This is a genomic window from Veillonella absiana (assembly GCF_032970865.1).
GTDB lineage: Bacteria > Bacillota > Negativicutes > Veillonellales > Veillonellaceae > Veillonella > Veillonella absiana.
On sequence record NZ_JAWJZB010000002.1, the window covers coordinates 34883 to 46943 of the forward strand.

Here is a 12061-nt window from a genome sequence, read left to right on the forward strand (position 1 = left end):
ATAGCTAAGTCGAACACTCCTATAAATCGAATCTAGCTACTAGCTGCAACACATATATGAGTCCCCTTTTAGGTATGACTATGAATTGGTTACAACTACTCAAACAATTACTAGGCCAACGATATCACTTGCCAAGCAATTGGCTGCCCCTATTGGCCTTACTCATTTCCTGCATATTCATCGTTGTATGCGTGGCCAACGGTGTTTCCATTGCCATTGCGCTCATTTTCGTATGGCTCATCATGGCCTATGCGCTCAATCAGTCTGGCTACGATTGGTCTACGCTTATAGATTTTTCAAAAAAAGGGGCCTTTTCCGCCTCTATCGTCATCCAAATTTTCTTGCTTATCGGCTGGCTCACCTCCATGTGGCAGGCATCTGGTACGATTCCTACCATCATATCCGTAGGACTCAGTTTTCTAGAACCGTCACTCTTCGTGGTATGCGCCTTCCTATTGCCTGCTCTCGTGAGTGGCCTCTTGGGTACATCATTAGGCACTGTCGGTACCATTGGACTTGTGCTCATTATTATTGCCAAGGCAGGTGGCATTCCGGCAGACATGGTGGCCGGGGCCATCATCGCCGGCGCCTATGTAGGGGATCGCAATTCCCCGCTATCATCTAGTGCGAGCCTCGTAGCAGCCCTCACCCATACATCAGTACCGCGCAATATCGGACCTATGTTTATGAACAGTTTGCCCGCATTGCTTGTTTCCATTGTGCTCTATACGGCTTTATCCTTTATGTATCCACTAGAAACCGCTGAAAGCAACCTAACAGAGCAAATTGCATCCACATTCACCATGACACCAATGTTATGGATACCGGTAGCCATCGTCGTGGCATTATTGCCATTTAAACTATCCATTCGTTGGCCTATCGGCCTCAGCGCTCTCGCAGCATCCGTATTGGCCTATCTATACCAAGGGCACTCAGTCCTAGAACTCATCAACATGAGTTTCTGGGGATTTACATTACCTGTGGACAATCCATTGAGCACCATCATTCACGGTGGTGGCATCAAGGTTATGGCCGAACCAGCTGTATCAATTTTTGTGGCCTGTGCCATCTCCGGCATGCTCGACGGCGTTGGATTCTGGTCTAGCGTCCGCCAATTATTGGAACACGCCCAAACACGGAGCGATATATTCGTGGCGAACGTCATTTTATCCATTATTACTGGCGGCATTGGGTGTAGCCAATCCATTGCCACCGTTATGACCCATTCCATCATGCGCATTACTTATGCGAAACACAAGATTCAAGATAAAGATGTAATGCTCGATTTTGAAAATACGGGCATTGTATTAGCACCGATGATTCCATGGAACATCGCCGCCATGATACCGACGGTTATGATGGACACATCCCTAACTGGCTATATACCATTCGCATTTTATCTATATCTACTACCTCTATTTCATTGGTACCAATTACGAAAACGGTCCATGTAACTATGTACCATGGAATACATTACACGTCCATTAGCTAGCGCCTGATACAATTCAGGCCCATGCACAAATATATTCATTACTCTAACTGCAAGGAGAACAACCATGATTTATACGGTTACCTTCAACCCTTCTCTTGATTACATCGTCCATTTACCAACGCTCACTACAGGTACAATCAACCGTACTGAGGACGAGCTAGTTCTCGCCGGTGGCAAGGGCATCAATGTGTCTATTGTCCTAAATAATCTTGGTATAAACACAACGGCTCTCGGCTTCATCGCCGGATTCAGCGGTGATGAAATCGTACGCCAACTAGGCGAATTCGGTGTGTCCGAACAATTTATCCGCCTCAGCACTGGTCTCACGCGTATCAATGTGAAAGTGAAAGCCACCTCAGAGGAAACGGAAATTAATGGCCATGGACCTATCATATCGGATGACGAACTACAAGCATTGTACACACAACTAGATACTCTGCAAGATAATGACATTCTTGTACTAGCCGGCAGTATCCCAAGCAGTTTGCCTAGCGATATGTACGAACTCATTATGCAACGCATGGAATCAAAAAATATCCGCATCATCGTAGATGCTACGAAAGATCTATTAACAAAGGTATTACCATACAAACCATTCTTGATTAAACCAAATAATCACGAACTATCTGAAATATTTGGTCGCCCCCTATCTACTCAAGATGATTTAGTAGCTGCCGCGAAAGAATTGCAAATCCAGGGAGCACAGCATGTACTCATCTCCATGGCTGGTGACGGTGCTATTCTAATCAGTGCAGACGGTCAAGTATTCACAAGTCTTGCACCAAAAGGAACCTTAATCAACTCTGTTGGGGCTGGTGATTCCATGGTAGCAGGCTTCATCACGGGATACGAACAATCTAATGGCGATTTGCAAGAGGCCCTCTATTGGGGTATCTGTACTGGTTCCGCCTCTGCGTTCTCTACGAATTTAGCCACAAAACCAGAAGTTGAGGTCTTACTTTCAACAATCAAAAAATAATAGTATAATAAAAAGGTTATGATACTCAAGTATTAGTTTTAAAATATTCACTGTAACAATGTAAGAAAGAGGAGTTACATTATGCAAATTACGGATTTACTGAAAAGCCAATCCATTCAGCTCAATGCTGCCCCTGCCACCAAGATTGACGCTATTTATATTCTTGGGGATTTAATGGAAAAAGGCGGCCATTTAGCTGACAAAGATACGTATTTACAAGCCGTATTTGAACGCGAAAATTCTGGTTCCACAGGACTTGGGGAAGGCATTGCCACACCACATGCGAAATCTAGTGGTGTAAAAGATGCCGGCCTTTCTGCTATGGTCGTACCTGGCGGTGTCGATTTTGATAGCCTGGACGGTAATCCTGCGCGATTGTTCTTCATGATTGCAGCCCCAGAAGGAGCTGCTAATACACATGTAGAAGTATTGAGCAAATTAGCAACGATGATCATTGACCCTGATTTCAAAGAAGCATTGATTGCAGCTGATTCTACAGAACGTTTCTTGGCATTAATCGATGCAAAAGAAAACGACAAATTCGACGTAACTGTACCTGGTTTTATTAAAACTGAAGATACCCTAACAGACGTGGCCAATGATATGTCTGCCAACGCCACAACAGTGGCCGCGACAGCTGCAACAGCTACAGCAGAAACTACTGGCGCTAACGAAGAAAAACCATCCGCCAGAAAAGTAAAAGGCCAATATGATGTTTTAGCCGTAACAGCATGTCCTACAGGCATTGCCCACACATATATGGCTGCTGAATCCCTCGAACGCAAAGCCAAAGAAATGGGCATTTCCCTCAAGGTAGAAAAAAATGGCGCTGCAGGTATCAAAGATGCGTTAACACCGGAAGAAATCTCCAATGCGAAATGCATCATCATCGCTGCAGACAAACAAGTAGCACTGGCACGCTTCAACGGTAAACAATTAATCCAGACGAAAGTAGCTAACGGCATCAACAAATCTGAAGAATTATTGACCCAAGCCATGTCTGGCGACAATCCTGTATACCAAGCAATAGCTGACGATACAGCACAAGTAGAAGACTCCGCAAACGACACCATCGGCCGTCAAATCTATAAACATTTGATGAATGGCGTATCTCATATGCTTCCATTTGTTATCGGTGGAGGTATCCTCATCGCCCTCGCGTTCCTATTTGATACATTCGATCCTACCAATCCATCCGGCTTCGGCTCCGGTACTCCATTGGCGGCCTTCTTGATGAAAGTCGGCGGTACATCCTTCGGCTTTATGCTTCCCGTATTAGCTGGTTACATCGCCATGAGTATTGCTGACCGTCCTGGTCTTGCTGCTGGTTTCGTTGGTGGTATGCTTGCTAACCAAGGTGGTTCTGGTTTCCTTGGTGCCTTAATTGCTGGTTTCGTAGCTGGTTATCTTGTATTAGGTATCAAAAAATTAGTATCTGGTTTACCTGATTCTTTGGAAGGTACAAAACCTGTATTATTCTACCCAGTGCTTGGCGTATTGTTCATCGGTATCGCCATTACTTTCATCATCAATCCTCCAGTATCTGCCTTGAACAACTGGTTGATGGAAAGCCTTCAAACTATGGGCACATCTAGCCGTGTTCTCTTAGGTCTTATCTTCGGCGCTATGATGTCCGTAGATATGGGTGGTCCTGTCAATAAAGCCGCTTACGTTATCGGTACTGGTGCTCTTGCTACTGGTGAATACGGTATCATGGCATCCGTAATGGCAGGCGGCATGGTTCCTCCATTAGCCATCGCCCTTTGTACTACATTGTTCCCTAATCGTTTCAGCGAAGCAGAACGCAAATCCGGTCCTACAAACTACATCATGGGCCTATCCTTCATCACAGAAGGTGCCATCCCATTTGCAGCGGCTGACCCTATTCGCGTATTACCGTCTTGCATCATCGGTGCTGGTACAGCAGGTGCCTTATCCATGTTCTTTGAATGCACATTGCGTGCTCCACATGGTGGGATCTTCGTAGTACCAACAATTGGTAATCCATTAATGTACCTAGTATCCATTGCCATCGGTGCAGTGATTGGTTGTGCATTATTGGCCATTTTGAAAAATCCTGTGAAAGCTTAAAATAAGATACATAGCAAAATATGCCCCTCATTGAGACTCGGCTGGAGGAGACCTCCAAGCTCGCTACAATGAGGGGCATATTTTTGCTATTTTAATTTATCCTTTAATACTTTCGACGTGAAGCTAGTAATCAAAATGTCCAATAATGCAATGGTTAGCTCCGAAGAGAAAGGCCTGATAACTAGAGTCTTGAATTATAGTAGTTTACTAGTGTAAAAATTCCCTTATTTTAGGTATGTAATTGGTAAGCTTTCACGTTTTACTTGGCGTTCTTTTAATTCAATTTCTGTTTTACCTAGTAATAAAGAACCTAATGGTTCATAACCGTTCGGTACACCTAATTTTTCAGCGAATGCTGGGTTGTCGCGAAGAGAAACGACAGACATATTCATAGCCACAGAACCTAGACCGATGCTTGTAGCAGCAAGTTGCATGTTTTGAATCATACTCCCTAATGTCCAATATTCGTTAGTTCGAATCATATCTCCAGTGAAGTTTGTATTTGGCATGCCTTCTGTTTGGTGTTTACCAGAAATCAAAATCCAGCAAGCTGCTCCGTAATTATATGTGGGGTAACCTAACTGGCAAAAGCGCTCTGTATTTTCTTCTGCTTCTTTTAATAGCGCTGAATTTGTGATGACAGAAATATGGATATCATGCATAGGAAGTTGTGGAGATAATAGGGCTGTATCTAGCACAGTTTGAATTTCTTGTTCCGTTGGCACTTCGCCAGTATATCTACGAATGCTACATCTTCTTTTTAATGCTTCAAATAATTCCATGTTAGTCTTCTTATTTAATGAATAATCACAAGAGCTTGCACCCAATATTTCTAAATTATTACTGATTCTCTGTTACATTTCGATTATTTCGATACATTAATTATATTTTACACAACCAAATTCGTCAATTTAATTTTACACAATCTAAAAATTAAACTCCTATATACTATTGCTATTAAACAAGCTCTATTGGCAGAGCTATATTACGGAACTTTCACCATGATTTCATACTTTCAGTGTAAAGTATTATAAGAATTTTGATTTTTTACGAACTCAATATAGTTAGTCCCGATGTCGACTCAATTATATTTTTTGGGAGATCAACATGAAATTATCTAAAACCTATTCCATCACGGCCTTGGCTTGCGCCATAGTCATCACTGGTAGCGTACCTGTATGGGCAGCCTCTAACGCAACCAATGCATCTGCAGCAACACCAAACAACGCCATTATAAGTTCCAAAATTAATGATACCAATGCCACGATTATAACTGTCCCCACTGTAGGTCTGGCGTCCGGTACAATTTCACAAATGCCAGTATCAACACAACAGTCTCAAAATAGCACACAACCAGTCGGCACCACTCGTCAAATTACAGAACAGCCCCTAGAAGTGCCATTATCAGCCACAACGCAATCCAACTATAGTTTAACATTTGATGCTAATGCAACATACGAAACTCGCACCGCTACCGTAGATAACAAAACTGTATCTTACCGAGCGTACGAAAACATCCCTTACGTGGCCAATCCAGTGGACGTGAACTACCAATACATGAACATCTACATTCCAGAGGATTATTTCCAAAATAAAAAGGTCGGCAAATACGACGCGAAAACGGCGCCTATTTTCTTACCAAATTCCGTCGGTGGTTATATGCCTAGTACCGCTGCCATTCCTGGTAAAAGCCTCGAAGGAGGCACTGACGCATCCACATATGCCCTCTTTCGTGGCTATGTCGTAGCAGCCCCTGCCACGCGTGGTCGCACAAACAAAAATGAAACAACCGGTGAATACTACGGCAAGGCCCCTGCGGTCATCGTCGATCTCCAAGCGGCTGTAGCCTACCTTCATTCCAATGACAGCCGTATGCCTGGGGATGCGACGAAAATCATCTCCAATGGTACTAGCGCTGGCGGTGCCGTGTCCCTATTATTAGGCGCCACAGGCAACCACAGCGACTACCGTCCATACCTCAACGCTCTCGGTGCCGCTGATGCAAGCACAGACATCTTTGCCGTCGTGGCCTTCTGTCCAATCACCGACCTCGATGCCGCCGATATGGCCTACGAGTGGAATTATCACGATGTGACAACATACAAAAAATCTATGATGGGCCGTGGCATGGTCCCACTAGCTCAAACGGGCTCTGGTGAAAGCTCCGCAACCAAGGGGCAATTACCAACAGCTGACATGGGTAACACACCTACAGAACAGGCACCTATGGCAGTGGCGACAACAAGTACGCCTTCAATGGACGGAAACGCTCTATCTACTAATACATCTAGGAATAACTCTGCCAACATGATTACTCTTAGCGATAGCGATATTTCCTATTCCTATATGCTCAAAGCTCAATACACAGACTACATCAACGATCTAAAATTAAAGGATAGTAATGGCAAAACACTGACCCTCAATAGCGATGGCACAGGTTCTTTCATGGACTATGTAAAATCCTATATCATTGCAGCTGCCAACCGTGCCGCGTCCGAAGGCACAGACATTAGCTCTGCCGATTTTCTAATCAAGGATGCTAACGGCACAATTACAGACGTGGATTGGAAAGCCTACAATGCTCACGTGAGCCGCTCTAAAGCACCAGGTGCCTTCGATAGCCGTGCTAATGATGCTGGCGAAAATAACCTATTCGGTACTACGAAAAAGGACTACGAGCACTTCACCGTGAATGGCGCCCTATTCGACACCACAGATATCTCCGCGACAGGTCCAGCTATTGCAAACCATCATATCATTAAAATGATGAATCCTATGAACTACCTTGGCAACACTGGCGCCACAAACGCTAAATATTACTACATTCGCTACGGCACAGCCGACAGCAACACATCCATCTCTATTCCCATCGTTGTAGGCACCAAGGCACAAAACCTGGGCTACTCCGTCAACATGGAAACACCATGGGAAATAGGCCACCGCGGCGACTATAACCTAGAGGAAATGTTCGACTGGATGGACAACTCCGTCTCTGATGCACGGATGAATCCTACTGTGAAAGCTATAAAAAACAAACTAAAGAAAATATTCTAAAAGCACTAGTAAAGTAAAAAATCCCTATATATACTTCACAGTCGACATTACACCGTTAGGCGTTCCGGAGACCAGCAGTATATATAGGGATTTTGCCGTTTTATCTAGGTTTTACCACTAATCCTTGACCTTGTGGTACAGTTGGATCCATTACAGTCAATAATGTTTCAGGCGTAGCATTAATATCAGTATCATCTCGAACCGCTACTTCAATCAATTGATTTTTATCATAATAAATGTTTTCGCCTTTCATAAAGAATCCGCCTACTAATGTAACAGCAGCCGCCACAACAACAGCACCATTATCATCGGAGCCATATCCATTAATATAGCCATTAAGTGGAACATCTATATTATTAATCGTACGAATCGAAGGACTATCAACTTCTAAATGACCACCACGGCCAAATAAACCATTTCTCTTAGATTTAAGAACAACACCACGTACAACTGTATCTTTTGGGATAGCAACCACATCATTTACCAATAGATTATCAATAGTTTTTAAATTAAATGTATCCCCTACTTTATTTCGTTTTGAACTTACATCATTCTGTAACTCTAAAACAATTTTTGTATCCTTAGGAATATAAAGATTGCCCTTTTTCACCCCAGTCCTCCACGCCCCACGTAGTTCATCCATCCTGACACCGATGGTAGATACTCTACATAGCCACTATCCCCTAAAGCGCACTAGTAAAGCAAAAACTCCCCAGATATACTTCGCAGCCGACATTACACCGTTAGGCGTTCCGGAGGCCAGAAATATATCTGGGGAGTTTGTAATTTTATCTATTAAGCTTCAGGGAATAGTGCAGTGGAAAGATATCTTTCACCAGTATCAGGAAGGATAACTACGATATTTTTTCCTTCGTTCTCTGGACGTTTAGCCAGTTCAGCTGCCGCCCACAAAGCCGCACCAGAAGAAATACCAACGAGTACACCTTCTTGATGCCCGAAGTCTTGTGCTGTATGGAATGCATCCTCATTTTCCACAGTGATGATTTCATCATACAAGTTTGTATCTAATGTATCAGGAATGAAACCAGCGCCGATACCTTGGATTTTATGAGGACCTGGTTTGCCAGTAGACAACACGGAAGAGTCTTTAGGCTCTACAGCTACTACTTTTACACCAGGGTTTTGTTCTTTCAAGAAACGACCTGTACCAGTCAATGTACCACCAGTACCAACACCAGATACAAAGATATCTACAGTACCGTCTGTGTCTCTCCAGATTTCAGGACCCGTAGTTTCATAGTGAACTTTAGGGTTTGCTGGATTAACGAATTGACCTGCTTCGATAGCGCCTGCAGTAGCAGTTACGATTTCTTTTGCTTTCGCAATCGCGCCTTTCATACCAAGGGAACCATCAGTCAACACTAATTGTGCACCGTAGCCGATCATCAATTTGCGACGTTCTATGGACATTGTTTCAGGCATTACAATGATAACTTTGAAACCAAGGGCTGCGCCTACTGCGGATAAGCCAATACCCGTGTTACCAGAAGTAGCTTCTACGATGGTACCACCTGGTTGTAATTCGCCAGATTGGATAGCGTTTTGAATGATTGCTGCTGCGATACGGTCTTTTACAGAACCACCTGGGTTGAAGTATTCCAATTTAGCTAAAATATTAGCTTTTGCCTCATGTTTTGCACCAAAACGAGTAGCTGCCAATAAAGGTGTGTTACCAATTAATTCTACGAAAGATTTTTTTATATTAGACATAATAAATTCTCCTTTTCTCTATAGTTTGAACTATTGTACATAAACGATGTATTAAATAGAGCCATCCCAGTTATCGTATTTAGAATCTAATTTTGCATAGGTCCCATCAATAATATCTTGCAATGTGACCCCTTCTAAATAGTCGTGGATGTAATTTTGCAGGCCTGCCCAGAAACCAACTGTTTTTTCACTAATTACCGTATCTGTGGAAACACCTTCATCCAATGTAGCGATGATAGCCATAGATTCCTCTGTAGCTAACAATACCTCCATAACTGTATATTCTTTTGGGACTTTTGAAAGTTTATATCCACCATACTTACCGCGAATACTATCCACCAATTTAGCTGTGCTCAAACGAGCAACAATACCTTCTAAATATTTTTCAGAAATACCCTGACGTTCTGCTACGGATCGTAAGGATACTGGCTTGTCACTAGCTTGTTCTGCCAAATCTAGCAATACCATCAACGCATAGCGACCTTTAGTAGAAATCCTCATTTTATTTCCTTTCTATGAAAGACAATCATGTAGAATCTGCACATATATAAAGCCCTTCGACTAAAACCTTTTATTTCAATAGGGATTTATTTCATTATAGAATATGAATCAAAAAAATGCAAGAGTTATCTCCTATCTTTTTAAAGTAATATAAAGTTTGGGCTTTAAACAACAGCAAAAGCCCTAGCTGTGAGGACAGCTAGGGCTTTCTGTTGTAATAGTTTGTAGTTGTATTGAGGTTTTATTTTATATACGAGCAATATGAGGGAGGTGCTCGCATATATGAGAGAGTTTGTCGTGCACACCCTTTTAGACCAAAGTGTTCACGGTAATTTGAGTTGTTGTTTTAAGTTGTGTTTGAGTTAAGTTTGAGTTAAGTTTGAGTTGATGTTCCTATACAGGCGCATTGAGGAGGTTAGCCTGTATAGTTATGGTTGGATTATAGTTTACCTACAAGATCCAAACCTGGTTTCAAAGTATCAGCACCTGGTTTCCAACGTGCAGGACATACTTGATCACCATGTTGAGCTACGAATTGAGCCGCTTGTACTTTACGAACTAATTCATCAGCGGAACGACCGATACCCATGTTGTGGATTTCTGCAGTTTGAACGATACCTTGAGGATCAACTACGAAAGTACCACGGTATGCACGAGCGGAGCTTTCATCAAATACACCAAAGAAATCAGCCAATTCATGTTTTTGGTCAGCGATCATTGGGTATTGGATTTTGCCAATGCTAGGAGATGCATCAGCCCAAGCTTTGTGAACGAACTCAGAATCAACGGATACGGAGTACACTTCAACACCAGCTGCTTGCAATGTTGCATAGTTATTTTGAACGTCTTCTAATTCAGTAGGGCACACGAATGTGAAATCTGCTGGATAGAATACGAATACAGCCCATTTACCAAGAACATCTTGTTTTGTTACTGTTTCGATTTCAGGGTTGCGGAACGCTTGTACGGAAAAATCAGGAATTTCTTGTCCAATAATAGCCATTATAGGGCCTCCTTATCATTCATATAGCAACTAAAATTTAATTTTAAGACTGTGTTAGTAGAACCATATCTACCTTTGTCTATATAATAACAAATATCAATACATATTGCAAGAACTATTTTTATATTTTTCGATATATCATTTTTATACAATAAAAGGCCGGTGGACATATGTAATATATGACTCAGCTCGGCCTCTTATTGTAAATCTCTATTCAATTATATTGAAATCAAAGAACTTATAGCTTTAATGATTCTAATAATTCACTAGTAGTATACCCCGCTTTATTTAGCTCAGTTTTACTTTCGGCTTCTTTCAATTTAAGATACACTTCACTTTCAAAAGAAAGATCTTCATAGACCTCCATACTCATACCTCCACATGCACCAAGCAATACACTAATATTACTTATTCTATGTATTATAATGTATCGCAATTATGATTAAAGAACTACATCAATAAAATGATATCCTAAACAATGTTTCTACCAGTCTAGTTACTAGGATTCTAAATAGGTATATCGTTATATCTTCATCAATTAGTATTTTTATTTACGTTTCAACCCTGCATCGCCAGGTTTCCAATTCGCTGGGCATACATGATCACCATGTGCCGCAATTAATTGCGCGGCTTTCACCTTGCGAATTAACTCCTCTGTAGAACGACCAATAGGATTATTATTAACCTCAATGGCTTGGATAATGCCCTTTGGATCTACGATGAAAGTAGCTCGACTAGAGCGTCCAGTTTTGGCATTATATACGCCAAAGAATTCTGCCAATGCATGTGTTTGATCCGCTACCATTGGATATTGAATGCGACCTATGTCCTCAACTGCATCAGCCCAGGCCTTATGGGAATATTCAGAATCAACAGACACCGCATACACTTCTACCCCAGCCTCTTGCAATTCAGCATATACAGCTTGTAACGCCATCTTTACAGTGACGCCGAAATTAAAATCAATCACAGACCTACAGGCGCACCTTCACTATTTAAATCGATTTGAGATGACTTGCGAACGTAATCACCAGCTCTAAAAAAATAGTATCAAAGGAAAAAACAAAAGAGACCAAAAACACCAATCATCGGAGCGAGCTTAGAGGTCCCCTCTAGCCCCACGAATCGCCGGATCACAAAAAATGTATTTAAAGCAAGATAGGACCTATACCTTGTCGAGCGAGCTTAGAGGTTCCCTCTAGCCGAGTCG

General features: G+C 42.2%; 11 protein-coding genes. 4 read left to right on the forward strand and 7 right to left on the reverse strand.

The annotated features are described in order from the left end of the window. Window positions 1–56 precede the first annotated feature (56 nt). From RVY80_RS01645 to RVY80_RS01655, 3 genes are all read left to right on the forward strand, one after another. The gene (locus RVY80_RS01645) at window positions 57–1454 is read left to right on the forward strand and encodes a Na+/H+ antiporter NhaC family protein (RefSeq protein WP_317329405.1); all 1398 of its coding nucleotides are present in this window, start codon (window positions 57–59) and stop codon (window positions 1452–1454) included. 102 nt (window positions 1455–1556) lie between these two features. Beyond that, window positions 1557–2471: a 1-phosphofructokinase gene (gene pfkB / locus RVY80_RS01650; RefSeq protein WP_295187378.1), complete on the forward strand. Its 915-nt coding sequence runs from the start codon at window positions 1557–1559 to the stop codon at window positions 2469–2471. A gap of 81 nt (window positions 2472–2552) precedes the next feature. After that, the gene (locus tag RVY80_RS01655) at window positions 2553–4562 is read left to right on the forward strand and encodes a PTS fructose transporter subunit IIABC (RefSeq protein ID WP_317329406.1); all 2010 of its coding nucleotides are present in this window, start codon (window positions 2553–2555) and stop codon (window positions 4560–4562) included. A gap of 224 nt (window positions 4563–4786) precedes the next feature. Here the strand turns inward: RVY80_RS01655 and RVY80_RS01660 are convergent, their stop codons facing one another. Then, on the reverse strand, window positions 4787–5344 hold the full coding sequence (locus RVY80_RS01660) for a nitroreductase family protein (RefSeq protein ID WP_317329408.1): 558 nt from the start codon (window positions 5342–5344) through the stop codon (window positions 4787–4789). 325 nt (window positions 5345–5669) lie between these two features. Between RVY80_RS01660 and RVY80_RS01665 the strand changes: the two genes are divergently transcribed. Continuing rightward, a complete protein-coding gene (locus RVY80_RS01665) occupies window positions 5670–7616 on the forward strand; it encodes a subtype B tannase (protein WP_317329409.1) in 1947 nt (648 codons plus the stop codon). Window positions 7617–7716: 100 nt separating this feature from the next. Here the strand turns inward: RVY80_RS01665 and RVY80_RS01670 are convergent, their stop codons facing one another. The 6 genes from RVY80_RS01670 to RVY80_RS01695 form a co-directional block, all read right to left on the reverse strand. Beyond that, window positions 7717–8226 carry a hypothetical protein gene (locus RVY80_RS01670; RefSeq protein WP_317329410.1) on the reverse strand — a complete coding sequence of 170 codons (510 nt, stop codon included), beginning with the start codon at window positions 8224–8226 and terminating at the stop codon, window positions 7717–7719. Window positions 8227–8411: 185 nt separating this feature from the next. Continuing rightward, window positions 8412–9347, reverse strand: a complete 936-nt coding sequence (gene cysK, locus RVY80_RS01675) for a cysteine synthase A (protein ID WP_295187366.1) — start codon at window positions 9345–9347, stop codon at window positions 8412–8414. A 51-nt stretch (window positions 9348–9398) separates the two neighbouring features. Beyond that, window positions 9399–9848: an RrF2 family transcriptional regulator gene (locus RVY80_RS01680; protein ID WP_317329412.1), complete on the reverse strand. Its 450-nt coding sequence runs from the start codon at window positions 9846–9848 to the stop codon at window positions 9399–9401. Window positions 9849–10287: 439 nt separating this feature from the next. Further along, window positions 10288–10851 (reverse strand): alkyl hydroperoxide reductase subunit C, encoded by a 564-nt coding sequence (ahpC, locus tag RVY80_RS01685; protein ID WP_295187359.1) that lies wholly within the window; start codon window positions 10849–10851, stop codon window positions 10288–10290. A 238-nt stretch (window positions 10852–11089) separates the two neighbouring features. Next, window positions 11090–11218, reverse strand: a complete 129-nt coding sequence (locus RVY80_RS01690; RefSeq protein ID WP_295187356.1) for a hypothetical protein — start codon at window positions 11216–11218, stop codon at window positions 11090–11092. Window positions 11219–11398: 180 nt separating this feature from the next. Then, entirely contained in the window at window positions 11399–11821 is a 423-nt protein-coding gene (locus tag RVY80_RS01695; protein WP_317329413.1) for a redoxin domain-containing protein, read from the reverse strand. Window positions 11822–12061 lie beyond the last annotated feature (240 nt).